We start from the raw sequence: 24,711 nt of genomic DNA, 5'->3' as shown, positions 1-24,711 counted from the left end.
GCTGCCCCTAGTCTTCCGGCATGTAGCGGGCCTCGAGACGGCGGAATGCCTTCACCGACTCGACAGCGCGCTCTTTATCGCCTGATTGAATGGCCCACAGCGGGACGTACTCAAATTCAGGGAGTTCGAGGCGGGCCATGCGTGAGCCGCGCGGGAACGACAGGCCGTAGACGACGACCCACGGGTAGAAGCGGGTCCCGATGATATTGCGGACCTCCACCCCGTCCTCGTTCGCGCGGACCCGCGGGCGGGTGAGCGCCAGCCACACGAGCACGGACAGGATCAGCCCGATCGCCGGGAAAGCAAACTTATCGACGGTCGTGATCGCCGCTCCCGTGAATTCCACGTCCACCATCACGCCCGTGAAGATGTGCGCAGCCATGATCACGATGACGGCGGCGAGAGCAACGCGACGCAGGTATGTCGAGACGATTTCAACTTCCCACGGCTTGGTCGAGGTGACCGCGTGCGGGTCGAGTGCGTTGAAAAGGGCAATATCGCGGTCACGGTCAGGGATGTGCTCGTTGCCTCCGTTTTCGGCCTTGGCTACCTCGTTGACCACGTGTCTCCCCTTTGTCGTTCCTTTTCTCGCGCAAGTGCTGCGCGGCGGGGCCATGGTCGCGTGTGCCCCGCCGCTGTGTCGCTGACTGCGAAAGCCAGCCCTGTTACTGCGGTGTCTTTTTACCAGGCGTCGTGAGCGTCGCCGCGGGTGAGCTTCATCAGCGGGAAGCGCTGGATTTCTTCCATGACCTTGGCCGCGCCGACAGCGGCGGCGAATGCCTCTGCACCCTTGTCCTCGTGGGCGTCCGGGCCGCCGGTGCGGTCCATCGCCTGCGCGTAGGTGTCCACAGTGAGGACACCGTTGCCGACCGGGACAGACATGTCCAGGGCGACGCGGGTGAGGCCGTCGGTGACGGAACGGCAGACATAGTCGAAGTGCGGGGTTTCGCCGCGGATGACGCAGCCGAGAGCCACCACAGCGTCGAAGCGCTTGGCCGCGGCCTGCGCCATGAGCGGGAGCTCCATTGCGCCGGAGACCATGAAGACATGGACCTCAGCACCAGCTGCTTCAGCCAGCTCCACTGCGCGTTGGATCAGGTGATCCACGACCTCAGCGTTCCACTCGGTTCCGACGACGGCAACACGCATGCCTTTCGCGTCGATCTTATCCGGTGACGTGTCGGGCGCTCCGAAAATCATGGTTGCTCCTTAATCAGTTTCGAACATCTTCGGCGAAGAGTCGTACAACCCCATCTTAGATGCCATGCGCCTTATCCCATTCTTTGACTACAGGGAGGTCGTGTCCCATTCGGTCTCGCTTGGTCCGCAGGTACTTGATGTTGCTGTGCGAAGGCGCGATTTCCACGCGTGTCCGGCCCAGAACGACCGGACCGTAACCGCTCAACGCCTCCACCTTAGCGGGGTTATTCGACAACACCTCCATCGAGGCGAGGCCGAGGTCAGCGAGAATGTGACCGGCGACGGAATATTCGCGCGCGTCAGCTGGAAGACCTTGCTCAAGATTGGCGTCGACTGTGTCTAGGCCGTCCTCCTGCAGTCGGTATGCCCGTAGCTTCGCGGCCAGTCCGATGCCGCGACCTTCGTGGCCGCGCAGATAGACGATCACGCCTCGGCCGGCCTCCTGGATGATCCTCATCGACTCGTGCAGCTGCGGACCACAATCGCAGCGCCGCGAACCGAATACGTCGCCAGTCAGACACTCTGAGTGCACGCGGACGAGGACGTCTGCACCGCCGGAAACGTCGCCGTGGACGAGGGCGATGTGCTCGGAGGCGTCGATAAGCGATTTGTATGCGTACGCCGTGAAGTCCCCGTACTCGGTGGGAAGCGTCGTCGAGACAACGCGCTCGACAATGCGCTCCGTGCGACGGCGGTACGCGATGAGCTGGGCGATGGAAATCATCTTCAGGCCGTGCTCGTCGGCGAAGCGACGAAGCTCGTCACCGCGGGCCATGTCCGTCGGGTCGTCTTCGGAGACGATCTCGCACAGCGCGCCGACGGGCTGACACCCCGCGAGCCGCGCGAGGTCCACCGATGCCTCCGTGTGCCCGTCACGGACGAGCACCCCGCCGGGGCGGGCCCGCAACGGCACGACATGGCCCGGACGGGTGAAATCAGCGGCGGTGCGGGCTGGATCGGAAAGGCGGCGGATCGTCTCCGCGCGGCAACGGGCGGAAATTCCGGTGGTGCCGGTAGCCGCGTCAACGGTGACGGCATAGGCGGTGCTGCGCGCATCCTCGTTCACGGCGACCATCGGTGGCAGGTCCAGGCGCGTGGCTGCCTCTTCCTCCATGGCCACGCAGATATAACCAGAGGAATAGCGCACCATGAACGCGACGAGATCCGGGGTGGCGTGCTCGGCCGCGAAGATCAGGTCGCCCTCGTTCTCGCGGTCCTCGTCGTCCACCACAACGACCGCTTCACCGCGGCCGACCGCCGCAACAGCTTCTTCAATTGAATCGAGTCGCAGGGTGTCCGTCATGAGGACTAATGGTAGACCCCCACCATTTTCTCAACGTATTTGGCCACCACGTCGACCTCGAAGTTGACGGTCTCGCCCACGACGAGCTCTCCGAAAGTGGTGTCCCGCAGCGTTGTCGGGATGAGGGAAACTTCGAGATAGTCCTCCCCCGCCGCTGACACAGTCAAGGAGGTGCCGTTGATCGCGATGGAGCCCTTCTCAACGACGTAGCGGCAAAGCGCCGACGGCAAGGAGAAACGCAGGACGTCCCAGTGCTCGGAGGGCGCGCGGGAGATGAGTTCGCCTACTCCATCGACGTGGCCTTGGACGATGTGCCCGCCTAGGCGCGCGCCAACGGACACAGCGCGTTCGAGATTGACGCGCGAACCAGGCTCGTAGCTGCCGAGCCGAGAGCGGTCGAGCGTTTCCTTCATCACGTCCGCGGTAAACGCTCCGTTGACTGGATCGACGACGGTCAAGCACACGCCGTCGACGGCGATGGAGTCACCAGGTGCCGCATCGGAAGTGACGGTCGGGCCTGACACTGTCAGGCGCACAGCGTTATCCAGCTGCTCAAGGGTTTCTACGGTGCCGATTTCTTCCACGAGGCCTGTGAACATTAGTCGCTCTCCTTGTCGTGTGGTCGCGGGCGGCGCAATTCGACGACGGCGTCGTCTCCGAGGGAGAAGGCGTCGTACAGCTCGAAGCGGTGGGCGTCGGCAAGCGTGCCGGCGAGTGGCCCGCCGAGCAGACCCCGTCCGCTGCCGAGCAGCATGGGCGCGAGGTAGGCGTGGACGCGGTCCACGACGTCGAGCTCGAACACGCTGCGCATGAGCGTCGGGCCGCCCTCAACGAGGACATCGCGGGCGCCGGATTCATACAGGGCATCGAAGGCTTCCTGTGGGGTGGCGTATTGCTCGAAGCCGAGGCGCGTCAGGTTTCCGTCGGGCACTGGCCGTGTGCCGACAACGACCCTGCGCGGCTGGTGCTCGAGGAGGGATCCGTCGCGGTCGCGGGCGGTGAGTGATGGGTCGTCGGCAATGGCGGTGCCTGTCCCGATGACGATTGCGTCGCGCATTGCCCGGTCGAAATGCGTGTACTGGCGGGTGTTGTCGGAGGTGATCCACTGGCTCGTGCCGTCGGATGCAGCGGTGAAACCGTCGAGAGTGGCGGCGAATTTCGCGGTGACGGACACGCGGTCGTACACAGTCGCGTCGAGCCACGGCTCGAGACCGTCGACTGGGTAGCTCACTTCGGTGACCTGCACTCCGCTGGCGCGGAGATGCTCTGCACCTCCCGCCGCGAGCGGGTGTGGATCGCGGTGAACGAAATAGACGTGCGCGACACCTGCATTCATGATCGCTTCGGCGCATGGGCCTGTCCGGCCGGTGTGGTTGCAGGGTTCGAGGGTGACGGCGAGCGATGCGCCGCGGACACGCTCGGGCGCGGTTGCGACAGCGGCATCGAGAGCGACGCGTTCAGCGTGCCGGCCGCCGACGGGTTCGGTAGCGCCGGTGGTGATGATGCCCGCGTCGTCGAAAAGCGCGCAGCCAACAGGCGGATTCGGGCTCGTCGTTCCACGGACACGTTGGCCCGCATTCGTTGCGGCGATCATCGCAGCTTGAACAGCCGGAGACATGTCCGCGTGAAAGCGTGCGGTCATGCTAACGCTCGGAGGCCGCGGTGGCGAGAGCGCGAAGGGTCTCTACCGCCTCGGCCGGGTCTTCGGCGCCGAATACCGCGGAGCCTGCGACAAAGGCGTCCACACCAGCTTCGGCAGCCAGGACGATCGTGGATTGGGCGATGCCGCCGTCGATGCCGATAATCGTCGATAAGCCAGCTTCTTCGATGCGTTCGCGCGCGGCCGCGACCTTGCTCAGCACTTCAGGCATGAATTTCTGGCCGCCGAAGCCCGGTTCGACGCTCATGATCATGACTTGCTCGAAATGCTCGAGGTCGTCGAGGTACGGCTCGATCGGGGTGCCGGGCTTGATGGCGAATCCAGCCTGAACTCCCAAGTCATGGATCTGTTTCGCCGCGGCGATATGGTTATCGGCCGCCTCAATGTGGAATACGAGACGGTCGCCGCCAGCCTTGATATAGGTCTCAAACCAGATTTCCGGCTCCTCGATCATCATGTGGATGTCCAGGAACTGGTCAGTCACGCCGTCGACGGCTTTGGTCACGTCGGGCCCGAAAGAGAGATTGGGCACGAAGTGGCCATCCATGATGTCGACGTGGATCAGGTCAGCGGACGGAATTTTGCGCACGTCAGCACCAAGATCGGCATAGTCTGCGGCGAGGATCGACGGGGCGATGTAGATCATGAACCCAGACTATCGCTTTCTCAGGGCGGCGAGGAACATCGCGTCGGTGCCGTGGCGGTGCGGCCACATCTGGGCACTCAAGTGCTTGCCGAGATCGCCCATCTCCGGCAGCACGTCACGCACGTCGAGCTCGTCGGTATCGCCTGCAGCAAGCTGCTTATCGACGATCCCCCGCGTCTCCCTTTCATCCGGCGAGCACGTGGAATACACGATGACACCACCGGGCTTGGCCAGCCTCACGGCGGAGGCTAGGAGCTCGGACTGAAGCTTAGTCAGCTCCGCGATGTCCACCTCGCTCTTGCGCCACCGGGCCTCGGGGCGGCGGCGCAGCGCACCCAACCCGGAGCACGGAGCGTCGACGAGCACGCGGTCATATCCCGGCTCGAGCCCCGGGTCGCGGCCGTCGGCGACATGGACCGTCACCGGCATTCCTTCGGTGGATTTCCGGATCAGGTCCGCGCGGGTCGCGCTGACTTCGATCGCGTCAACGCGCGCGCCGTCGATAGCTGCCAGCGAGCCCATGAGCGCCGCCTTGCCGCCCGGCCCCGCGCACAAGTCGAGCCAGCGTCCACCATCGTCGGCGACAGGCAGTTCGGCCACAGCACGGGCAATGAGCTGCGAGCCTTCATCCTGCACAGCGGCCATCTTGTCGCGGACGGGCTCGAGCGAACCTGGGTCGCCGCCCTGGTCGAGGTACACGGCGTACGGGCTGTAGCGTCCCTCTTCCCCACCTGTGACCAGCGCTAGCTCCTCTGCCGACATCTCGCCCGGCCGGGCAACAAGGTGAACGATCGGGCGCTGCGAGTCGGCCTGGAGAGCTTCCTCCAGCTCGTCAGTCCCGACGACGCGGGCGAAAGACTGCGCGATCCATTCCGGGTGCGCCGTGCGGAACGCGACGGCTGCGATCTCACCGTCCGGGGTGAGCTTGTCCATCCACTTCTCGACGCTCGTGCGGGACACCGTGCGCAAGATGCCATTGACGAAGCCCTTCGCTTTTTCCGCACCCGCGGCCGCAACGAGACGGACTGAGGTATCAACCGCAGCGTGGTCGTCGACACGCGTGAACAGCAATTGGTACGCGCCCAGGCGCAAAGCGGTGAGCACCGCCGGGTCGAGACCGTCCAGCGGCCGGGACGAGCAGTTGGCGATCACTGCGTCGAGAACACCGAGCGTGCGCAGCGTGCCGTAGGCGATCTCTGTGGCGAATGCCGCGTCGCGCCCGGTGATCTTCCGCTCCCGGAGAATCTGAGGCAGGACCAAATTGCCGAATGCATCCTCGACTTCCACCCGCAGCACCGCGTCGAAAGCGGCTTGGCGAGCCGGATCGCCGATACTTCCGACACCGGCATTCCTGCCACGGGGCTCGCCTGAATCGCGGGAATCGCGGGCTCGGCGGGGGCGACGCGCGCCGTCGTCACGCCTCGGCGAGTGTTTCTTCTCCCCGTGAATTGCTTCTTGCGCAGCCTGTTCTTTCGCGCGCTTGGTGCGGGACCGGAAACCTCCGCTCACTCGAATGCCACCCCTTCATTGTCCTGCAGACCGCGAGCCCAGTCGGCCGCGGCCATCATCTTCTTGCCCGGGGGCTGAATCTGGCCGAGCACCACAGCTTCGGTGCCAGTGCTGACATGGACCGCAGATTTGCTCACAGCGACCTGCCCCGGCGCCAGTTTCTCGGCGGTGGAATCGATGCTTATAGGCCCGACCTTGACACGGTCCCCGTCCAGCGTGGTCCACGCACCGGGCCCCGGGGTGTATGCGCGGATCGCACGGTCGATCTCCACGGCGGGAGCGGACCAGTCGATCCGGGCGTCGTCCTTGCTGATCTTCGGCGCATACGTCGCATCCCCCTCCTGCGGAGTGAAAGTCGCGTGCCCGGTAGCGAGATCGTCCATCGTGCGCACGAGTAGATCGCCACCGGAATAAGCAAGCCGGGTCAGCAGGTCATCCGCCGTGTCACTCGGCTCGATGCGCTCCGGCTCCTGCAGCAAGATATCGCCGGTATCCAGGCCCGCATCGATGCGGAATGTCGTCGCCCCGCTGTATTCGTCGCCATGCAGGATGCCCGCTTGGACCGGCGCGGCACCGCGCCAACGCGGAAGCAACGAGAAGTGCAGGTTCACCCACCCGTGCGTGGGAATGTCCAAGAAATCCTCCGGAATGAGGTTGCCGTATGCCACGACCGGAATCGCGTCGGGCGCGAGGGCTTCAAGTTCGGCTTTGATCTCCTCGTTGCCTTTGAGTTTCTCCGGGGTGAGAACCTCGATCCCGTGTTCCTGCGCCAGGGCCTTCACCGGCGACGGGTGCAACGTGCGACCGCGCCCCTTCTTAGCGTCAGGGCGCGTCAGTACCGCCACCACTTCATGCTCCGAGGCGATGAGCTTCTCCAACGCCACCACCGCCGGCTCCGGTGTTCCCGCGAAAACCACACGCATGTGTCTTATTTCCTCCTACTCGCTCGCTACTCGCCCGTGAACCAATCCATACCGCGGATCATCTGCATTGCTTCTTTCCGCACCTCGGGTTCAAGCCGCCGCAAGAAGAGCACGCCGTCCAAGTGGTCAGTCTCGTGCTGGATGCAGCGTGCGAGCAGACCGTTGGCGCGCAACGTCACGGGGCGCCCGAATTCGTCCCGGCCGGTCGCCACCACCGTCTCGTGGCGTGCCACATCAGCCTGCAGATCAGGAATCGACAAACAGCCTTCCGGGCCGATCTGCACCATGTCGTCGATCGGTGTCCATTCCGGGTTGATCAATGCGCCACGCATGCCGTCGCAGTCGTACACAAAGACCCGCTTGGTCAAACCGATCTGGTTGGCGGCCAATCCGACGCCGCCGGCCTCGTCCATGGTCTCGAGCATGTCGTGGACGAGGCGCTGCAACGCGTCGTCGAAAAGCTCGACGGGGGCGGCCTGCGTGTTTAAAACCGGATCACCGAAGATCCTGATGGGACGGACGGTCATGGCAGCCCAGTCTACGTGGCGCACGAGCGCTAGCCGATGTGCATCGGGTTCACCTGGATCCGCAATGGCAGATCCTGCTTGCGGGTCGCGCGGTTCACCGCTGCCGCGCGAAGCGCTTTGCCTAGCGCTGTGCGCGTGGACAGAGGAGTGCGGATGAGGACGCGCTGAGCCTGCCCGGCGGTACGGCGATCCCATTCACCGGGCAGGTCCACGCCGGCGGGAAGATCGACGGGACCGAGAATGTCTACTTCTGCGGGTAGGTCAATGTGATCGAGAAAATCGTTCAGCGATTCCCGCGGGCTATCCACTGCTGCCATGTGCACAGCCGGCGGGAAGCGCACCTCGCGCCGCTGGGTGAGCTCCACTGCCGCATGACCTGCTGCATCCCAGCGAATCAGGTGCTGGACGACGGGAAGTGCTGCATCAGCGACCACGACCACTTCCCCGCCTTTGCCATGCGGAGCGACCAGCGTGGCCGCCGCCATCCACTTCGCCATGGTCTCCTCCGCGGCGCGAAGGTCTGGCCGGCCGAGCAACGCCCAAGTGTCCAACAGAATCGCGGCGCCGTAGGCACCGCCGTCGGCGACTCGCGGCTCGGCGCCGGGAGTGGCTACGACGATCGCCGGTTTATCCTCCACTTCTGTGTGAATGCGCTCGCCCCATGACGCAATTACTTTTTGGGGCGCGAAGGCACGTCCCAGTTCTTCCGCCGTGCGCTGCGTTCCCACGACCACGGCGCGCAAACGGTGCGAACCACAATTCGCGCACACATAAGCGCTGTCCATTCGCCCGCACCACCGGCACGTCGGTGCGGCGGCTTCGTTGCCGGACGGCAGTCCGAGTGGACCGTTGCACGCGCGGCACCGTGCGGGGGCACGGCAGTTCCCGCACGCCAAAGACTGGACGTACCCGGCCCGGGGCACCTGGAACAACACTGGCTTTTCAGCGTTGAGCGCGCGCCGCGCCGCTTCGAAAGCGACGGATGGAAGACGTGCAGCGCCAGCACGGGGATCGCGCTCCAGCTCGAAATCGCTGTCGCCAGCGGCGTGAATGTGTGGTGAGCGCGTTCGCAGGCTCGTGCGCGGGGCGATGAGATCGTGCGCCCAACCGGACTCGACTAAGAGCTGCGTTTCGGCGGTGCGAGCATGACCGCCGATGATCAGCGAGCATTTCTCCACCGCGGACCGTGTTGTGAGCACTTCCCGAGCATGCGTGTACGGGGCACGGGGATCCACGAGCGAATCGTCACCGTCGAACATGACCACTGCCAGCCGCAGATTCTCCACCGGCGCGAACGCAGCGGAACGAGTACCGACGACCAGACGCCCCTGGCCGTGCAGGATTGAAAGGAAACGGCTGTAGCGTGCCTGCGGGCCGAGCGAGGCAGTGAGAGTGGTGATCTGGCGCGGCCCCACAACCTGCCGAAGTGCCGCGTGCATTCGGTCCACATCGGTCTGGTCCGGCACGACAATGAGCACTCCAGCACCGTCGGCCGCGATCTTAGCGGCCAGTGCGGACAGAGCATCTGCCCAGTCATCACCAGGCGCGATCTGCCACGCAGCCCGGGCGACGGTTCCGCCGACCACCGCATCGACAAACGACTCGCCGTGGGAATAAGCGCTCCACCCCGACAGGTCTGGTTCTTCCACGCTGCCGAGCTCCTCCCATGGCGTTGCGGTGTCCGTCGACTCGGCTTTGGTGTGGCGGGCAGGAATCGCGGAACGGATGATGTCGGAGCGGGTCCCGGCATAACGGTCGGCCAACGCATCTACGAGTTCGCGCATCTGACGGGGATAGACCACCTCCGGCGAGACCACACGCTCGATAAAACGGAGCTTGCCGTCGTGGTCCGACTCAGCGGTGCGCGCGAGCACCAGTGCGTCGACGAGCCTGCCCGCGAAACGGATGCGCACGCGCACCCCCGGTTGGGCATCAGCCGACTGACTTTCGGTCACCAGGTAGTCGAAGCCACGGTCCAGATGCGGCAACCCCAAAAGTGGCAGCACGTGCGCGACCGGGTTGGCCGCGGCGGGGGTGCTGTTGGAGCTTCCTGACATGCACCAAAGTGTAACGGCCGCAGCGACCACATCATCGTGACCGATTTGTTACCTGGACTTTTACCCTGAAAATCGCGTGTAAATGCTTGCCAAAAAAGTGCGCGAGACGCATAATCAAGTCGTTTTCAGTCGTTCGTCGTTGGAAAGTGCGCTTTAAGCTGTGAAACGCTCCGTTATCGCTTCTTCGTTGGCTCTGATCACCACCGTCCTACTGGCTGGTCCCGCAACCGCTGGGCCGCTATCGGCTAATCCGGGTCCCTCACTGGATCCGGATCCTGCCGCGTTGAGTTCGCAGGTGTCGCACAACATCTCCTCTGGTGTTGAAAACGGTATGCGCCAGGCATACGACGCTCTGCCGCCCGACATGAAGAAGGCGATCCCGGAGGGTCTCCGCCCGGTTCAGCAGACCCCGCATCCGCGCACGCAGCCGCTGCCGAAGGAGCCCTCAATGTGCTTCGACACCAATGGCCGTAAGAAGCCAGCACCGGAGACCCCGCCTGCATGCACGAACACCGTGGCGATCACCTACGATGACGGCCCTTCGCCGGAAACCACGCCGCGTCTGCTCGACATTCTGAAGAGCAAGGATGTCAAGGCGACATTCTTCACGATCGGCACTAATGCTGACGCATTCCCTGACCTTCTCCGCCGCGAGCGCGATGAGGGGCACCTTGTAGCCAATCACTCGTACAACCACCCGCAGCTCAACGCGATCCCCGAGGATCGAGTCGGCCGCGAACTCGACGAGACCAGCCGTGCCATCGAATCGGCATTGGGAACCAAGCCGCACTGGCTGCGCCCGCCCTACGGCGCGACGAACGACCGTGTCGCCGCTATCGCCGGTGAACGTGGCATGGCGCTGGCACTCTGGGACGTGGACACTGCCGACTGGCAGAACCGCAATGCGGACATCACCTGCCGCAATGCCGTGGACAATGCCCAGGCAGGCTCGATCATTCTCATGCACGATATCCACCCCAGCACCGTGGATGCCGCCGCCTGCATCATTGACGGCCTGCGTGCGAAGGGTCTCCGCCCAGTCACCTTGGACGAGATGATCCAGCCGGAGCCGGGTCGCACCTACACCAGGGCCGAATAACGAATCGCTCCCCTCACCCACCCCATTGCTTCTTTCTGGCCGTGTGCTCGATCACACGGCCAGTCGCATTGAATCTACATTTTCGATCGCATAAGTTCGGGGCATGAGTGAATCGGATGCGGTGTTCGTCGATAAGCAAAATGACGGAAAACCCAAGCGTCGAGGCTGGCAAAAGGTCACCCCGTATGTGATGTTCGCGGTGTACTTGCTCGGCCCTTTGGTGCTGATTCCGGCTGTCGGCGAAGAAAACGCCGGCGCCCCAACCGCGGGACTGATCTTGGGTACCGCTGCTTTGTTCGGCTTCATCGACGGCTGGACGTTCCGCCCCACATGGTCGCTGCCGTTCCTGGCGGGTGTGGGTTTCATGGCGGCGAAGCTGCTGTACTTCAACGACGGAACCGTCATTTACTTTATCGGCGTGATAATCATCGCCGCCGCCTTCGACTATCTTGCGGGGCTTTTGGCGGGAACCGCAGGGGATGATGACTAAGTGCTAGAGACCTGGGTACTCGACCATCCCGATTACGGGCGCATCGAGGTGCGCTCTGGCTTCGACAAAGATTTCCTCGCCGCCGACCCCGATTGGCCGGGCGAACCTCCGGAGAAATTCAAAGATGACCCGGACGCCGGCGAGCGCGCACCCGCCGACGCGAAACCGTGGACGCGTCTCGGCGAATTCCGAAAGAATCCGCCGCTGCGCATGCAGGTGCTTGTCGACGGCCAGGTGCAGCACCAGTACGACGGAATCGAGCAAGGCTCTAACCGGATTCCGTTGCGCGGTCCGGGCAAGAAAGACAAGCTCGAGCTCTTCGCCAATTTCGGCACCGACCGCTCCAAGCCGCACTTGCGGTTGCAGGTGAACACCTTCAAGGACATCCTGCAGATTGAATTCCGTGAGGGCTCGACGGTCGTCGAATTCGATCCGCCTGCTGGTTCGCGCGGCGAACGGCGCCGCGCGATGATGCAGTCCAGCCCCGTCCGGCGCACAGCGATTCCCATCATCGAGGGACTCGGTAAATCCGGCTGGGCCATCGCCGTGCTTGTCTTGAGCCCCCTGATCGGTAGATTTTTGGACTGGCTATTACAGTTCATGCCGGACTGGGAGCTGCCTGAATTCACGCTGCCCCATGTCGACCTGCCTGTGCCTGATCTTCCTCGGGTCACGCTGCCGACACCGAATATCGATCTCCCCAATCTGCCGTCGCTGCCGCCGCTTCCCGAATGGGTGCAGCTCATGATGGAGTACACGAAAATCTGGGTGCCCATCGTCGTCGGCATTGTTGTGGGAATCATCGCACTGCGCAATTACCGAAAGTCGGAGGCAGAAAAAGAGCAATGGCGCGAAAAAAGCGCCTCCGCCGACACAGCGGAGACGAGTCCGTCCAGCACGCGTGAGCATCCTGGACGAACCGAAGGGGATTCCGCCGAGGAGACGAACCCCTACCGGCCGAAGGATTAGAGCCCGGCAGCCGACTTCAGGTCATCGACCTTGTCCAGTGCCTCCCACGGGAAGTCCACGTCGGTGCGGCCGAAGTGGCCGTAGGCGGCGGAATCCGAGTAGATCGGGCGGAGCAGATCCAGTTCACGGATGATTGCGCTCGGGCGCAGGTCGAAGACCTTCTCCACTGCCTGCTGGATCGTCTCGTTGGTCTGGCCTTCAACTGCGGTGCCGAAGGTCTCCACATACAGGCCGACCGGGGTCGCACGACCGATCGCGTAAGCGACTTGGACCTCCACGCGCTTAGCTAGGCCTGCTGCGACAATATTCTTCGCCACCCAGCGCATCGCGTACGCGGCGGAGCGGTCCACCTTTGACGGGTCCTTGCCGGAGAAGGCGCCGCCGCCGTGGCGGGCCATGCCGCCGTACGTGTCCACGATGATCTTGCGTCCTGTCAGGCCCGCATCGCCCATCGGGCCGCCCAGCACGAAGGAACCGGACGGGTTGACCAGCAGCTTGGTGTCCGGTGTCAGGAAGTGAGCCAGCCCGGCATCCTCAAGCACCCACTCGAGGACGTGCTCGCGCAGGGCGGCCTCTAGCTCAGCGCCGGTGAAGTCTGGGTCGTGCTGGGTAGAGATGACGACGGTGTCGAGATACACGGGGGTGTCGCCGTCATAAGCGAAGGTCACCTGCGTCTTGCCGTCCGGGCGCAGGCCCCGAACAACCCCCTCTTTGCGCACCTGGGTGAGGCGGCGTGAGAGTCGGTGCGCGGTAGAGATCGGCAGCGGCATGAATTCCGGGGTCTCGTCGGTGGCGTAACCGAACATCAGGCCCTGGTCACCGGCACCGGACTGGTCCTCTTCCCCGGTTGAAGTGTTCGAGCGCACTTCGAGCGAATCAGTGACGCCGTCAGAGATCTCAACGGACTGGTCGCCGATGGAGATATTCACGCCGCAGGTACGGCCGTCGAAGCCGACCTCGGAGGAGATGAACCCGATCTCGACGAGCTTATCGCGCACGAGCTTGGCAATATTCGAGTACGCCTTCGTGGTCACCTCGCCGACGACATGAACCTGTCCGGTGGTCACCATCGTTTCCACGGCCACGCGCGACAACGGGTCCTGGGCGAGCATGTCGTCCAGGATGGTGTCGGAGATTGCGTCGCAGATCTTATCGGGGTGCCCTTCGGTAACGGATTCACTGGTGAAGAGGCGGTAGAAGGGGTCAGTCATCGCGAAATCGGTCCTTTGTTTTAGACGGCTGTCTCTCTGTGTGACACGCGTCGTACGCGGCACCCACACAACAATAGACCAAGCTGTCTAAAAAAGACAACCTCACTGTCTGTTTAAAGAAAGCGCTTCGATTCCGTCCCAGATCCGCGCAGCTACCACGTGCTTCGGACCGTCCGGAATTTCCTCGACGTCCCCGCCCTTGCCGATCAGCCAACCGCTGTTGCGCAATTCACCGAATACCGCACCACCGGCGACAGAGTTGACCATGAGCAGGTCTGCGCCCTTGCGCTCCAGCTTCGCCTTGCCGTATTCCAGCGGGTTGTCCGTCTCAGCAGCAAAGCCCACGATCGTCGCCGTGGTCTCGCCCGCATCGCGCTTTTCGACGAGGCCTTTGAGGATGTCCGGGTTTTCCACCATGTGCAGGGTGGCCAGTGCATCGTCGGACTCGCCCTTCTTCAGTTTCGAGTCCGCTTCATTCTCCGGCCGGTAGTCGGACACAGCCGCCGCCATGATGACGATGTCCGCGTCCGCTGCTGCCTGGTCCACCGCTTCTTTCATTTCGCGCGTCGACCGCACCTTGATGATTTCCGCTCCTGGCGGTGTGTCCAGTGCATCGGTGTCGCCAGCCACGATCGTGACATCAGCCCCGCGGTGGGCTGCGATGTCGGCCAGTGCGAAGCCCTGGCGCCCGGACGACCGGTTGCCGATATAGCGCACAGGGTCGATATTCTCCTGCGTGCCGCCGGCGCTGATGACGACCTTCTTGCCCTGCAGCGAAAGACCGAACGAACCGGTCTCGAGGACGGTGCGTGCCATCTCGGCGATCTGCGCGGCTTCGAGCATCCTCCCCGGCCCAGTGTCCGTCCCAGTCAAACGTCCGTGCGCTGGTTCCAGCACCACGATGCCGCGACGGCGCAGCGTCGCCACATTGTCCTGCGTGGCGGGGTTCTCCCACATCTCCGTGTGCATCGCCGGCGCCAGCACGACCGGACAGGTAGCCACCAGCACAGTCGCCGTCAACAGATCGTCCGCCCGTCCCGCAGCGATCCGCGCGATGGTGTCCGCGGTCGCCGGCGCGATGACGATGAGGTCCGCGTCCTTGCCCACGCGAACGTGCTGCACTTCGTCCACGCGTGAGAACACATCGGTGTCCACCGGGTGACCTGACAATGCCTCGAACGTCGCCGCCCCAACGAAATTCAGCGCCGCCGGCGTCGGCACAACGCGCACGCTATCGCCGCCCTCGGTGAACTCTCGGACGAGGTGGCATGCCTTGTACGCGGCAATTCCGCCCGCGACTCCGACGACGACATTGCGGGGTGTTTTCGTGTTCTCACTGGGCTCTGGGCTCATGGCCCCCGAGCTTACCCACCACCGTTAGGTCCGGGGCTGCCGGACCCAGTCCCCGATGACCCCGGGCACCACTTCAGGTGCCTCACCAAGCAGTGCTTTCAGGTTTCCTTCACGCTCGACCGCCGATGTCACGGCTTGCACCTTTCCCCGCTTGCCGCTTTTCGCGCCTGCCCCGCGATGACCAGCTCCATACATGCCCGGCCCGCCGGCTACCGCCCCACGCGCGCCTGCACCGTTACCTGCCTGTCCCCCACCGACGAACGCATTGCCGCCCTGGCCGATAGCGCCAGTGCCCATGCCCGCACCAGATCCAGCACCGAATCCTCCCATCGGTCCTGCAACCGTGCCAGCGCCAGCACCAACACCACCGACACCACCCAGGCGACCACCGCCCCCAGCGCCGGATAGGCCCGCACCACCACGTGCGCCGCCAAGTGCGCTACCAAGCCCACCTGCACTACCTGCTGCCCCTCGGCCCGCACCGCCCAGCGGTGCCATCGCCGGACCGCCAAAACCGCCCGAACCACCAGGGCCAATCCCTGCAGCAGCACCAGCACTAGCGCCACCAGCAAGTCCGGTTCCTGCACCGGCTCCCAGCGAGCCCAGTTGGCCCATGCCCTGCAAGCCTGCACCAGCACCAGCACCACCACCTGCTCCGACACCACCGCCAGCACCACCACCAGTGAGACCTGTCAGTGACGGCGGCATTGATGGTGCAGCCGCTGTTGCTGCCTGCGTCGGTGTCGCTCCCGCCGCGATGGACTGGAGCATATCCGGGTTCGGCCGACCGAACTGCTCGACGACTTGGCTCGGTGTCGACGCGTAGGCCAGATCCCGGTAGCCGGCATTCGACAGCGCCTGCTGCACGATCTTCGGCAGCGGGGTGTCCTCAAACGTCGGTGTTCCCGACCCGGGCGTGCCCGACTGATTAGTTCCGTTGCCATTCGGCGCACCCAACTCTGGCAACAGCTGCGTGAACAGCGGTGTCACTGGCACGAGCTCGGTGGTGAGCTTCGGTGAGAATGCAGTCAGGAAAGTTTCCTCGAATGTCTTGGCCAGACTCGCATTCGGTATCGCGCGCGCTACTGCGAGCGCCGCCGCGACTTGGAGTGCGTTCGCCTCGGTCACTGTGACCAAACTCGCGGTGTGCGTGGATAGCGCGCTGGCATTAGCCATGTATTCGCCGCCCGCAGTCTCGATTTGCCCGAGATTCTCGATCGCTTTCGCGATGGACTCGGTCTCCGACGACCCCTGCAGGTCGGCGATAGCACCAGGAATGTATGACAGCGCCTCCCCGATCGTTGCTGCCGTATCCGCCCAGTCCGTCGACATTCCCGACATCGACGCCACGTCAGTAGCAATCAACTCCGTATTCAACGTGTCCAAGCTGAACGGCTTTCCCGCCACCGGATTCGTCGCGGTGAAGTTGTTCACCGTAGGTTGCTCCGTACTGACATTCTCGATGACCGCCTCCAGGCTCTTCCCCATCACCGATTGCCCGACATTCCCCAGCACATCCGCGAAGCTGTTGTCCGCCATCTGATAGCCCGTCAGCTGCGCGGTGAGGAGGTCGACGGCATTGGCAAGATGCTGCGCCAGCCCTTTCGTCGCTTCAGGTTCGTTATCGGATCGAATAGTACTGTGCATCGAGCCTGACTCGTCCAGACCAGATACTGCAGAAAAGCTTCTGATGCCGACGCTAGTTAATGGGAAAAAAGTATTCGACAATTTCTCCCTAGCGTCTACGAGTTTGGCAGTAGCACTTTGTACATCACTTGTCTCAAGTCTCATTTTCCCCCCGATTAATTGCCTATATTTGGTAAAGCGCTTCTAGTATTTCGATGGAACGATTACAGAGTTCGTCATGGTCGTAGACATTTTCGATACCCCCAACTGCTGCGGCGAACTGACCCCGGGTTGTATCAACCGCGGCGTAGCAGATATCGGCTTCGACGCCGATCGGACCGTAAGAGTAGACACTCGGGACTACGTCTGAAACGCCAGTTTCGACGATTGCGCCCTGATCGACCGCCATCATGAGATTGGCTGATCCACCGATCACGACATAGCTCAGTCCGCTAGTATCACCAGGCTTATCCAAGAAGCACGAGTAGATGTCCTTAGTTTCCGACCGCTTACTCTCCCCCTCCGTCTCAAACCCGATGCGGGCAAACTCCTCGGGGGAGATTTCTTCGCAGGGGTTGAAGATGTTGCCTTTGACGTCGTCGTAGACGAAGTCGCCGAGGACAACGTCGCCGCTTTCGAAGTGGAAGGCGGGTGGGTCGTCTTCGGATGGGGTGGTTGGGTTTGGTGCGGTGGATGAGCTGACGTCGGATTCAGCGGATGGGTGCTGGGTCTCGGCGACAGCGGAGTTGAGAGCGGGTGCGGGATTCACCGTGAGGGATCCTCCCGACGAGCAGCCGGCCAGCACCGCTACCAACACAGCCCCCCAAGCGGCAAGGAATGCGCGGGCAGACGTAGTCCCCCAACTATGCGTCGTGCGCCGTGACATTCCCATTTCCTCCGTCCCCCCAGTGCGGTGGATGTCGCCTGTGTTCGTAGTGGTGCTGGCCGACAGACACAAGGATTACATGAGTCAAGCAAAAATAAAACGAAACGATGTCTACTTCAGTAGACATCGGGATCGGCGCGACCAAAACCGCAGGTCAGAGGGATACAAAGGAGGGGCGGAAGACAAGAAAAAGCGGGCTACGGACCAAAAACTAGTCGCGTAGCCCGCTTTTGCGGGGGTGAAAATGGGGGGGGAAGCCTTACTGGCCTTCCTCGTGCTCCAGGAGACCGTGCTCGATCTCGCGGAGGGCGATGGACAGCGGCTTCTCGCCCGGCTGCGGAGTGACCAGGGGGCCGATGAACTCGAACACGCCCTCGTCCTGCTCCTGGTAGTAGCTGTTGATCTGGCGGGCACGCTTGGCCGCGAAGATCACCAGGGCGTACTTGGAGGACACCTTGGTCAGCAGCTCGTCGATAGGCGGGGCCGTGATGCCTTCAGGCGTGTCGTACACCTGCTCGTTGACGTCGGCGGTCTCCGCCGAATTAGCAAGATCGTTGGTCACGTTGCTCACTCACACCTACTCGTTGTTTGGACGCTGGACGCACAAGAGAATATCACTGATCCCCTGCACAGCCTCATCCAGATCGTTGTTGACAATGACATCATCGAACTCGTCCTGAGCGGCGAGCTCAGCACGTGCCGTTTGGAGACGACGCGCGATCACGTCTTCGGTTTCCGTCGCGCGACCAGTGAGGCGCTCAACGAGCACCTCCCAGGACGGCGGGGCGAGGAAGACTGTGACGGCCTCCGGCATAATCTCCTTGATATTGCGGGCGCCGACTAGGTCGACCTCGACCAAGACCGGACGGCCGGCATCAAGGGCTTCCCGCACGGGTGCGGCGGGAGTGCCGGAACGCTGCAGGCCACCGTGAATGTCAGCCCACTCGAGCATCTCGCCCGCATCGATCCGCTCCTGGAAAGACGTCGGGGACACAAAGAAATAATCCTTGCCGTCCACTTCGCCCGGGCGCGGGTCGCGCGTGGTCATAGAGACGGAGAAGTACAGGTCCTCCACTTCCTTGCGGAGGCGCTCGACCACCGTCGACTTACCAACGGCGGAAGGGCCAGCCAAAACAACCAGCCGGCCCTTCCCATTCACGTTTGTCACCGATTATTCCCCGAAACCGAAGCGCTCGAGCAGAGCGCGACGCTGACGGTCACCCAGGCCGCGCAGACGACGGGTCTGAGCGATCTCGAGCTCCTCCATGATCTCACGTGCCTTGACCTTGCCCACCTTCGGCAGAGCCTCGAGGAGAGCCGAGACCTTGGTCTTGCCGATGATCTCATCAGACTCAGCCTTTGCGAGAACCTCCTTGAGGTTCGTGTCGCCGCGCTTCAGGGATGCCTTCAGCTCAGCACGCTGCTTGCGTGCTTCCGCAGCCTTAGCGAGAGCTTCCTGGCGCTGTTCCGGGGTCAGTTCGGGAAGGGCCACTGGTTCCTCCAATGTGTTAGGGGTTAAGTTCTGATCCAGCTTATGAACCGATTCGACACTGTCGCAAAAGAATTACACAGTTGCAACTCGTCGACGTGGGACAACTGTACCACTGAGCGGTTCTAGACACGATGCGTGACGTCTTGTTTTGCCACGTCATCGCATCGACGCCTATAACCTACCAGCAGTTTTCATCCCACCGAATTTGAGGGTCGGTTTAGCGCTACACTACCAGCGAATTCGCAGCTTTGCGCAGCTCAGCGATACCAGGTCCACAAGACAACACTGAGCGGGAGACATTCGGAAAGACGAGGTGAGCCTGGTCGCCAGCAATCCGGGCAACGTCCTCCATCGTCGCGCCCTGGGCACCGACACCCGGCATGAGCACCGGAGCATTGAGCGCGTTGAGGCGCAGCGGGTTCTTCACCGTCGCGCCCACAACAACCCCGACGTGCCCGACGTGCGCCACGTGCCCGTCCGCGGAGCCGGACTCGCCGTTTCGCGCACGCTTATCGACGTTATATCCAGCGCATTCGTCCACCATCTGCTGCGCCACGGACACACCGCTTTCGCTGAGCGTCTGTGACTGGAAGCCTTCTGCCTCCGGGTTGGAGTTGGCGGACATGACGAACACACCGCGTCCTTCCCGGCCAGCTAGTTCAATGGCCGGCGCGAGCGATCCCACCCCAAGGTACGGCGTGAGCGTTACAGCATCACAGCACAGTGGGGAATTGTCGTCGAGCCATGCCAAGGCGTAGCCCTCCATCGTGGAGCCGATATCACCACGCTTGGCGTCGGCCACGACGAGGGAGTCGCTCTCCCGCAATTGGGACAGCGTCTCCTCGAGGACGGCGAAACCTGCAGAACCGAAGCGCTCGTAGAAGGCGACCTGCGGCTTGATCAGCGCGACGTGGCCGGCAAAGGCCTCCACGCAGCGCAGGGAGAACTCCCGCAGACCGTTGACATTCGGGCTCAACCCCCAAGCGTCGAGGAGTGCCTCATGGGGATCGATGCCGACGCACAAGCGGCCGTACCGCTCCCCTGCCTCGACGAGGCGATTACCGAAATTACGCGGGGCGCTCTGCTTATCGTCGTGGCCCATTATTTAGTGCTCCACCGGTGCTGCGTGCTCGAGTTCCTGCAGGCTGGTCACCGTGATCTCGTTGGCTCGCAAAGACTCGATGCCTTGGACTGCCGCGGTGACACCCTGGACCGTCGTCATCATCGGCACGCTAGAGACAACGGCCGCCGCACGGATGTCGTAGCCGTCGTGCCGGGCACCCGCGGATCCAGCCGGCGTGTTCAGAACCAAGTCCACTTCGCCTTCCAGGATTCGGTCGACGATGGACTTGCCCTCAACGCCGTCGCGCACCTCGGAAGCCTTCAACGCGACTTCGCACTCAATGCCGTTTCGACGCAGCATCTGGGCAGTACCTTCCGTCGCCAGCACATTGAAGCCCATCGTGTACAGGCGCTGGATCGGGAAGATCAGGGTGCGCTTGTCACGGTTGGCCAGGGAGACGAACACAGTGCCCTCAGTCGGCAGTTCGCCGAACGCAGCTGCTTCCGCTTTCGTAAAGGCGACTCCAAAGGACGGGGCCAGGCCCATGACCTCGCCGGTGGACTTCATCTCGGGCCCGAGAATAGTGTCCAGCACCGCACCGTCTGGCCGACGGAAGCGAGTGAACGGGAGGACCGCCTCCTTCACCGCGATCGGGTGCTCCAGCGGTAACGATCCACCGTCATAATCAGTCGGCAGCAGCCCCTCGGACTGCAACTGCGCGATGGTGGAGCCCATCATGATGCGGGACGCAGCCTTGGCCAGGTGCACGCCGGTCGCCTTGGACACGAACGGCACAGTGCGGGAAGCGCGCGGATTGGCCTCGATGACGTAGAGGATGTCGTCTTTCAGCGCGAACTGGACATTCATCAGACCTTTGACCCCGATGCCATGAGCCAAAGCCTCGGCGGAGCGGCGCACCTTATTGATGTCGTCCGGTCCCAGAGTCATCGGCGGCAGAGCACAAGCAGAGTCACCGGAGTGGATGCCAGCCTCCTCGATGTGCTCCATCACGCCGCCAAGGTAGACATCCTTGCCGTCCGACAGCACGTCGACGTCGATCTCGATCGCGTTGTCCAGGAAGCGATCGACGAGCACCGGGTGGTCCGGGGTCAGCTCGGTTGCGCGATCGATGTAGTCGCGAAGGTTCTCCTCGTCGTAGACGATTTCCATGCCACGGCCGCCGAGCACGTAGGAGGGGCGGACCAGGACCGGGTAGCCGATGCGGTCGGCGACCTCGCGGGCCCCATCGAAGGAGGTCGCGGTGCCGTAGGCCGGGGCAGGCAGCTTAGCTTCTTCAAGTACCTTGCCGAATTCGCCACGATCCTCCGCCATGTCGATGGCCTGCGGGGTGGTGCCCACGACGGGAACACCTGCGTCGGCAAGCTTTTGCGCCAGGCCCAGCGGAGTCTGGCCACCAAGCTGGACGATGACTCCGGCGACGGTGCCCGTCGCCGCCTCGGCACGGTAGATCTCCATGACATCCTCGAACGTCAACGGCTCGAAGTACAGCCGGTCGGCGGTGTCATAGTCTGTGGAGACGGTCTCCGGGTTGCAGTTGACCATGACCGTTTCGTAACCCACGCGGGAGAGCTCGAGCGCCGCGTGAACGCAGGAGTAGTCGAACTCAATCCCCTGCCCGATGCGGTTCGGGCCGGAGCCCAGGATGATGACCTTTTCCTTGGCTGCCCCGCCCTGCGCGGTGCCCACGGCCCCCACCTCGGACTCAGCGTTCGGATCGTACTCGTAGGCCGAGTAGTGGTACGGCGTCTGCGCCTCGAATTCGCCGGCGCAGGTGTCCACCGTCTTGTACACTGGGTGGATGCCCAGGGACCAGCGCAGAGAGCGCACACCGTCTTCGCCGGCGAGCTCCGGACGGAGCGCGGCGATCTGGGCGTCGGAAAGCCCGTACACCTTGGCCTCGCGCAGCAGGTCGGCATTGAGAACAGGGGCGTCGATAAGCTGCCCGCGAAAATCGATGAGTGCCTCGAGCTCGGCGAGGAACCACGGATCGATGCCACTGGCCTCGTAGACCTGCTCGATGGTGCCGCCGAGACGAAGCGCGAGCTCGACGTCGTACATGCGCTTATCCGTCGGGCGCTTCAGGTCGTCGAGGACGGCGGCGAGGTCGTTCTCGCGGCCCTCCGCGAAGTACGCGTCCGGCTTCGTCCAGAAACCGCTCGGCTTGTCCTCCATCGAACGCATGACCTTGTTCAGGCCCTGAATGTAGTTGCGGCCGATGCCCATTGCCTCGCCCACTGCCTTCATGGAGGTGCCCAAGGTCTCGTCCGCACCCGGGAATTTCTCGAAGGCGAAGCGCGGCATTTTCACGATCACGTAGTCGAGCGTCGGCTCGAACGCGGCCGGCGTCACGCCGGTGATGTCGTTGGTGATCTCGTCGAGGGTGTATCCGATGGCGAGTTTCGAGGCGATCTTTGCGATCGGGAAGCCGGTGGCCTTAGAAGCGAGCGCAGAAGAGCGCGACACGCGCGGGTTCATCTCGATAGTGATAATGCGGCCGTCGACGGGGTTCACCGCAAACTGGATATTGCAGCCGCCGGTGTCCACGCCCACCTCGCGGATAATCGCGATGCCCTGGTCGCGCATGGTTTGAAACTCGCGGTCAGTCAGCGTCAACGCGGGGGCCACCGTGACGGAGTCGCCCGTATGGACGCCGAGAGCGTCGACGTTCTCGATAGAGGCGATCACGACAACGTTGTCGTCGCCGTCGCGCATGAGCTCGAGCTCGAATTCTTTCCAGCCGAGGATGGACTCCTCGATGAGGACGTTCGCCTCCGGGCTAGCGTCCAAGCCGTCGCCGGCGATGCGCTCCAAATCCTCCATGGTGAAGGCGAGGCCGGAGCCGAGGCCGCCCATGGTGAAGGACGGTCGGACCACGACAGGCAGTCCGAGCTCTGCTACGGTCTCCTTCACTTCGTCCATGTTGAAGCACACGCGAGAGCGCGCGGAATCGCCGCCGATCTTAGCCACGATGTCCTTGAATTTCTGGCGGTCCTCGCCGCGCTCGATCGCGTCGATATTCGCGCCGATGAGCTCGACACCGTGCTTGGCCAGAATGCCTTGCCGGTCGAGCTGGATCGCGGCGTTCAGAGCGGTCTGCCCGCCGAGGGTGGCCAGAATGGCGTCGACCCTGTGGCCCTGTTCTGCCTCACGGGCGAGAATGCGGTCGATGTATTCCGGCTGGATCGGCTCGACGTAGGTGTGGTCGGCGAATTCCGGGTCGGTCATAATCGTCGCCGGGTTGGAGTTGATCAAAGTGACGCGGAGGCCTTCCTCCTTGAGCACACGGCACGCCTGGGTGCCCGAGTAGTCGAACTCGCAGGCCTGGCCGATCACGATCGGACCAGAGCCGATGACCAGGACGTGGTTGATGTCGTCGCGTTTCATTAGTTCCCTTCCTGGTTAGTTCTGCTCGGTGGCCGTGGTTGGGGCGCCGGTCCCGTTCTTCTTCACCTTGTAGCCGTCCATGAGCTCCACAAACTGGTCGAAGAGCGGGTTCGCGTCGTGCGGGCCGGCGGCGGATTCCGGGTGGTACTGCACGGAGTACGCCATGCCGGACTCGAGTGCCACGCCCTCGACGACACCGTCGTTGAGGCAGGTGTGCGTGATCACCGCCGGACCGAAATCGGTGTCGAATGTCGTTCCTGCCGCGATCTTCTCGGAGGTGAAGCCTTCCGGTGCCTTCACTGCGAAGCCGTGGTTCTGGGAGGTGATGTCGATTTTCCCGCTGGTGTGGTTCTTCACTGGGACATTCACACCGCGGTGGCCGAACTTCAGCTTGTAGGTGTCCAGTCCGAGCGCGCGGCCCAAGATCTGGTTGCCGAAGCAGATACCGAACAGCGGCGTGCCGTCGGCGATGATATCGCGGGTGATCGCCACCATGTCGTCGGCGGTCGCCGGGTCGCCGGGACCGTTAGAGATGAACACGCCGTCGGGGTTGTGCTTCTTGACCTCCGCGTACGGCGTGCCGGCCGGGACAACGATTGTCTCGATACCCCGTTGGGAGAAATGCCCCGGCGTGGCCGTTTTAATGCCCATGTCGTAAGCGACGACGGTGTAGCGCTTGTCCCCCTTCGCCTCGATCACGTAGGGCTCGTCGGTGGACACGTCCGCGGAGAGGTCCGCGCCCGACATCGCGGGCTGCTCCTTGACGAGGACAACAAGCTTGTCGACGTCGCCGCGCGCCTGCTCGCCTGTGAAGATGCCGGCTGCGATGGAGCCGTAGTTGCGCAGGTGGCGCACGAGCGAGCGGGTGTCCACACCGTGGATGCCCACGATGCCCTGGCTGCTCATCTCGTCCTCGAGACTGCGCTCAGCGCGCCAGTTGCTGACCCGCTTGGACAAGTCGCGGATCACCAGTCCGGCAACCCAGATGCGGTTGTCATGGGACTCGTTGTCCTCGTCGTTCCACCCGGTGTTCCCGATCTGCGGGGCCGTAGCAACCACGATTTGGCGGTGGTAGGACGGGTCCGTCATCGTCTCCTGGTAGCCGGTCATGGCAGTGGTGAAAACGGCCTCGCCGAACACAGGCTCGGTGTCGGCGCCGGCTGCGCCGAAGGCGAAGCCGGAGAACGTGGTGCCGTCGGCCAGTACCAGCACGGCGGGGATGCGTTCAGTGCTCATGTGTGTTTCCTTCTTCGTTTCGCTCTATTCACGCTGCTTCTGCGCCCCTCCCCCAT

Annotated in this window: 23 protein-coding genes; 3 read left to right on the top strand and 20 right to left on the bottom strand. The window is 63.3% G+C overall.

Features of this window, described 5'->3' with window-relative positions; genetic code table 11:
• Window positions 1–7: 7 nt before the first annotated feature.
• From M3G19_RS00730 to M3G19_RS00685, 10 genes are all read right to left on the bottom strand, one after another.
• Window positions 8–562, bottom strand: a complete 555-nt coding sequence (locus tag M3G19_RS00730) for a PH domain-containing protein (RefSeq protein WP_259899899.1) — start codon at window positions 560–562, stop codon at window positions 8–10.
• A gap of 119 nt (window positions 563–681) precedes the next feature.
• Window positions 682–1,200: a 6,7-dimethyl-8-ribityllumazine synthase gene (gene ribH / locus M3G19_RS00725; protein ID WP_259899898.1), complete on the bottom strand. Its 519-nt coding sequence runs from the start codon at window positions 1,198–1,200 to the stop codon at window positions 682–684.
• A 55-nt stretch (window positions 1,201–1,255) separates the two neighbouring features.
• Complete coding sequence (locus tag M3G19_RS00720; protein ID WP_259899897.1) at window positions 1,256–2,503, bottom strand: bifunctional 3,4-dihydroxy-2-butanone-4-phosphate synthase/GTP cyclohydrolase II; 1,248 nt, start codon at window positions 2,501–2,503, stop codon at window positions 1,256–1,258.
• A 5-nt stretch (window positions 2,504–2,508) separates the two neighbouring features.
• Window positions 2,509–3,102: a riboflavin synthase gene (locus M3G19_RS00715; protein WP_259899896.1), complete on the bottom strand. Its 594-nt coding sequence runs from the start codon at window positions 3,100–3,102 to the stop codon at window positions 2,509–2,511.
• Window positions 3,102–4,145 (bottom strand): bifunctional diaminohydroxyphosphoribosylaminopyrimidine deaminase/5-amino-6-(5-phosphoribosylamino)uracil reductase RibD, encoded by a 1,044-nt coding sequence (ribD, locus tag M3G19_RS00710; protein WP_259899894.1) that lies wholly within the window; start codon window positions 4,143–4,145, stop codon window positions 3,102–3,104. The genes M3G19_RS00715 and ribD overlap by 1 nt, the downstream gene beginning before the upstream one ends.
• Before the next feature lies 1 nt (window position 4,146).
• Window positions 4,147–4,809, bottom strand: coding sequence for a ribulose-phosphate 3-epimerase (rpe, locus tag M3G19_RS00705; protein WP_259899892.1), 663 nt, complete (start codon window positions 4,807–4,809; stop codon window positions 4,147–4,149).
• Between the two features lie 9 nt (window positions 4,810–4,818).
• The gene (locus M3G19_RS00700) at window positions 4,819–6,318 is read right to left on the bottom strand and encodes an RsmB/NOP family class I SAM-dependent RNA methyltransferase (RefSeq protein ID WP_396121720.1); all 1,500 of its coding nucleotides are present in this window, start codon (window positions 6,316–6,318) and stop codon (window positions 4,819–4,821) included.
• The gene (gene fmt, locus M3G19_RS00695; protein WP_259899884.1) at window positions 6,315–7,241 is read right to left on the bottom strand and encodes a methionyl-tRNA formyltransferase; all 927 of its coding nucleotides are present in this window, start codon (window positions 7,239–7,241) and stop codon (window positions 6,315–6,317) included. The genes M3G19_RS00700 and fmt overlap by 4 nt, the downstream gene beginning before the upstream one ends.
• A gap of 26 nt (window positions 7,242–7,267) precedes the next feature.
• A complete protein-coding gene (def, locus tag M3G19_RS00690; protein ID WP_259899883.1) occupies window positions 7,268–7,768 on the bottom strand; it encodes a peptide deformylase in 501 nt (166 codons plus the stop codon).
• Window positions 7,769–7,797: 29 nt separating this feature from the next.
• Window positions 7,798–9,825, bottom strand: a complete 2,028-nt coding sequence (locus M3G19_RS00685) for a primosomal protein N' (protein WP_259899881.1) — start codon at window positions 9,823–9,825, stop codon at window positions 7,798–7,800.
• Window positions 9,826–9,985: 160 nt separating this feature from the next.
• On the opposite strand from M3G19_RS00685, the gene M3G19_RS00680 reads away from it, so the two are divergent.
• From M3G19_RS00680 to M3G19_RS00670, 3 genes are all read left to right on the top strand, one after another.
• Window positions 9,986–10,924, top strand: a complete 939-nt coding sequence (locus M3G19_RS00680) for a polysaccharide deacetylase family protein (RefSeq protein WP_259899880.1) — start codon at window positions 9,986–9,988, stop codon at window positions 10,922–10,924.
• A gap of 103 nt (window positions 10,925–11,027) precedes the next feature.
• Window positions 11,028–11,414 carry a hypothetical protein gene (locus M3G19_RS00675; protein ID WP_259899878.1) on the top strand — a complete coding sequence of 129 codons (387 nt, stop codon included), beginning with the start codon at window positions 11,028–11,030 and terminating at the stop codon, window positions 11,412–11,414.
• Entirely contained in the window at window positions 11,415–12,383 is a 969-nt protein-coding gene (locus tag M3G19_RS00670; RefSeq protein WP_259899877.1) for a hypothetical protein, read from the top strand.
• On the opposite strand, the gene metK is transcribed toward M3G19_RS00670, so the two are convergent.
• The 10 genes from metK to carA all read right to left on the bottom strand — a co-directional run bounded on the left by metK (window position 12,380) and on the right by carA (window position 24,655).
• Window positions 12,380–13,594: a methionine adenosyltransferase gene (metK, locus tag M3G19_RS00665; RefSeq protein WP_259899876.1), complete on the bottom strand. Its 1,215-nt coding sequence runs from the start codon at window positions 13,592–13,594 to the stop codon at window positions 12,380–12,382. The two genes, M3G19_RS00670 and metK, sit on opposite strands and share 4 nt — an antisense overlap.
• Window positions 13,595–13,696: 102 nt before the next feature.
• Entirely contained in the window at window positions 13,697–14,947 is a 1,251-nt protein-coding gene (coaBC, locus tag M3G19_RS00660) for a bifunctional phosphopantothenoylcysteine decarboxylase/phosphopantothenate--cysteine ligase CoaBC (protein WP_259899874.1), read from the bottom strand.
• A 24-nt stretch (window positions 14,948–14,971) separates the two neighbouring features.
• Window positions 14,972–16,594: a hypothetical protein gene (locus tag M3G19_RS00655; protein ID WP_259899873.1), complete on the bottom strand. Its 1,623-nt coding sequence runs from the start codon at window positions 16,592–16,594 to the stop codon at window positions 14,972–14,974.
• A 163-nt stretch (window positions 16,595–16,757) separates the two neighbouring features.
• Window positions 16,758–17,459, bottom strand: coding sequence for a DUF3558 domain-containing protein (locus tag M3G19_RS00650; RefSeq protein ID WP_259899872.1), 702 nt, complete (start codon window positions 17,457–17,459; stop codon window positions 16,758–16,760).
• A 259-nt stretch (window positions 17,460–17,718) separates the two neighbouring features.
• Entirely contained in the window at window positions 17,719–18,030 is a 312-nt protein-coding gene (gene rpoZ / locus M3G19_RS00645; protein ID WP_076599411.1) for a DNA-directed RNA polymerase subunit omega, read from the bottom strand.
• Window positions 18,031–18,036: 6 nt separating this feature from the next.
• Window positions 18,037–18,627: a guanylate kinase gene (gene gmk, locus M3G19_RS00640; protein WP_210573426.1), complete on the bottom strand. Its 591-nt coding sequence runs from the start codon at window positions 18,625–18,627 to the stop codon at window positions 18,037–18,039.
• Between the two features lie 3 nt (window positions 18,628–18,630).
• The gene (gene mihF / locus M3G19_RS00635) at window positions 18,631–18,951 is read right to left on the bottom strand and encodes an integration host factor, actinobacterial type (protein ID WP_210573428.1); all 321 of its coding nucleotides are present in this window, start codon (window positions 18,949–18,951) and stop codon (window positions 18,631–18,633) included.
• A 223-nt stretch (window positions 18,952–19,174) separates the two neighbouring features.
• Window positions 19,175–20,053 carry an orotidine-5'-phosphate decarboxylase gene (gene pyrF, locus M3G19_RS00630; RefSeq protein ID WP_259899869.1) on the bottom strand — a complete coding sequence of 293 codons (879 nt, stop codon included), beginning with the start codon at window positions 20,051–20,053 and terminating at the stop codon, window positions 19,175–19,177.
• A 3-nt stretch (window positions 20,054–20,056) separates the two neighbouring features.
• On the bottom strand, window positions 20,057–23,419 hold the full coding sequence (carB, locus tag M3G19_RS00625) for a carbamoyl-phosphate synthase large subunit (protein ID WP_259899868.1): 3,363 nt from the start codon (window positions 23,417–23,419) through the stop codon (window positions 20,057–20,059).
• 15 nt (window positions 23,420–23,434) lie between these two features.
• Entirely contained in the window at window positions 23,435–24,655 is a 1,221-nt protein-coding gene (gene carA, locus M3G19_RS00620; protein WP_259899865.1) for a glutamine-hydrolyzing carbamoyl-phosphate synthase small subunit, read from the bottom strand.
• Window positions 24,656–24,711 lie beyond the last annotated feature (56 nt).

It is taken from the genome of Corynebacterium sp. p3-SID1194, from assembly GCF_025144155.1.
GTDB lineage: Bacteria > Actinomycetota > Actinomycetes > Mycobacteriales > Mycobacteriaceae > Corynebacterium.
This window is presented reverse-complemented; position numbering and strand designations above follow the sequence as displayed.

Bases quoted from the DNA above. Each gene is read 5' to 3' on its own strand.
- ribH (WP_259899898.1), bottom strand. From the start codon at position 1,200: ATGATTTTCGGAGCGCCCGACACGTCACCGGATAAGATCGACGCGAAA.
- M3G19_RS00720 (WP_259899897.1), bottom strand. From the start codon at position 2,503: ATGACGGACACCCTGCGACTCGATTCAATTGAAGAAGCTGTTGCGGCG.
- M3G19_RS00715 (WP_259899896.1), bottom strand. From the start codon at position 3,102: ATGTTCACAGGCCTCGTGGAAGAAATCGGCACCGTAGAAACCCTTGAG.
- ribD (WP_259899894.1), bottom strand. From the start codon at position 4,145: ATGACCGCACGCTTTCACGCGGACATGTCTCCGGCTGTTCAAGCTGCG.
- rpe (WP_259899892.1), bottom strand. From the start codon at position 4,809: ATGATCTACATCGCCCCGTCGATCCTCGCCGCAGACTATGCCGATCTT.
- fmt (WP_259899884.1), bottom strand. From the start codon at position 7,241: ATGCGTGTGGTTTTCGCGGGAACACCGGAGCCGGCGGTGGTGGCGTTG.
- def (WP_259899883.1), bottom strand. From the start codon at position 7,768: ATGACCGTCCGTCCCATCAGGATCTTCGGTGATCCGGTTTTAAACACG.
- M3G19_RS00685 (WP_259899881.1), bottom strand. From the start codon at position 9,825: ATGTCAGGAAGCTCCAACAGCACCCCCGCCGCGGCCAACCCGGTCGCG.
- M3G19_RS00675 (WP_259899878.1), top strand. From the start codon at position 11,028: ATGAGTGAATCGGATGCGGTGTTCGTCGATAAGCAAAATGACGGAAAA.
- metK (WP_259899876.1), bottom strand. From the start codon at position 13,594: ATGACTGACCCCTTCTACCGCCTCTTCACCAGTGAATCCGTTACCGAA.
- coaBC (WP_259899874.1), bottom strand. From the start codon at position 14,947: ATGAGCCCAGAGCCCAGTGAGAACACGAAAACACCCCGCAATGTCGTC.
- M3G19_RS00655 (WP_259899873.1), bottom strand. From the start codon at position 16,594: ATGCACAGTACTATTCGATCCGATAACGAACCTGAAGCGACGAAAGGG.
- M3G19_RS00650 (WP_259899872.1), bottom strand. From the start codon at position 17,459: ATGTCACGGCGCACGACGCATAGTTGGGGGACTACGTCTGCCCGCGCA.
- pyrF (WP_259899869.1), bottom strand. From the start codon at position 20,053: ATGGGCCACGACGATAAGCAGAGCGCCCCGCGTAATTTCGGTAATCGC.
- carB (WP_259899868.1), bottom strand. From the start codon at position 23,419: ATGAAACGCGACGACATCAACCACGTCCTGGTCATCGGCTCTGGTCCG.
- carA (WP_259899865.1), bottom strand. From the start codon at position 24,655: ATGAGCACTGAACGCATCCCCGCCGTGCTGGTACTGGCCGACGGCACC.